The sequence below is a fragment of the Acuticoccus kandeliae genome, assembly GCF_003073115.1.
In genome coordinates this window covers 1-367 of sequence record NZ_QBBV01000097.1, presented here as the reverse complement: position 1 = coordinate 367, position 367 = coordinate 1, and the positions used below count along the sequence as shown (strand labels likewise).

The following is a 367-nucleotide window of genomic DNA, read 5'->3' as shown; positions in this document are numbered from 1 at the left end:
CACCTCGCGGATCGCACTGCTGCACTACGCCGACGGCGAGAAGCGCTACATCATCGCGCCGGCGAAGCTCAAGCAGGGCGACAAGATCGAGAACGGTCCCCGGGCCGACATCAAGGTGGGTAACAACCTGCCGCTGCGCAACATCCCGACGGGCACCGTGGTGCACGCGATCGAGCTCCGCCCCGGTGGCGGCGCCAAGATCGCGCGCTCGGCCGGTGTCGGCGTCCAGCTGGTCGCCAAGGACGGGCCCTACGCGCAGCTGCGGATGCCCTCCGGCGAGATCCGCTACGTCGACGTGCGCTGCCGCGCCACCGTCGGCGAGGTGGGCAACTCGGAGAACGCCAACATCAACTGGGGTAAGGCCGGC

The 367-nt window shown here is 69.5% G+C and carries 1 protein-coding gene; it reads left to right on the top strand.

Annotated features, from left to right (window positions below; genetic code table 11):
• On the top strand, positions 1 to 367 hold a 367-nt coding region (gene rplB / locus DBV35_RS29475), incomplete at both ends, for a 50S ribosomal protein L2 (protein WP_108663934.1).